At 44.4% G+C, this 403-nt stretch carries 1 protein-coding gene; it reads left to right on the top strand.

Features of this window, described 5'->3' with window-relative positions:
• Positions 1-26: 26 nt before the first annotated feature.
• A partial coding sequence (locus tag A3761_RS05605) for a c-type cytochrome (RefSeq protein ID WP_156491637.1) occupies positions 27-403 on the top strand: 377 nt, incomplete at its 3' end.

A 403-nucleotide genomic window follows, 5' to 3' on the forward strand; every position in this document is an offset into this window, starting at 1 on the left:
CTCAACTTAATCAGTTAGACGCCCAAATGGAAAAGAATAGAGCGGACCGCGCTGCCTTCTTTTCTCAATTTGAGGGCAAAACAGCTGAAGAACTTCAAGCAAATACTGAAGCAATGAAAACTGCTTCACGCTTGTTTGACAATAACTGTTCGCAATGCCATGGTTCCGATGCTAAAGGCTCAAAAGGCTTTCCGAATCTTGCAGATGATGACTGGCTATACGGAAATAGTTCAGATTTGATTTCGCAGTCAATTCTAAATGGCCGTCAAGGCGTGATGCCTGCTTTCGGCGCAATTTTAGATGACACGCAAAGATCTGACCTTACTCAGTACGTGCTTAGCTTAAGCAATCAGTCCACTGACGCGACCAAAGCAGAACAAGGCAAGGCAAGCTTTGATATGCA

The organism is Oleiphilus sp. HI0123, assembly GCF_001635315.1.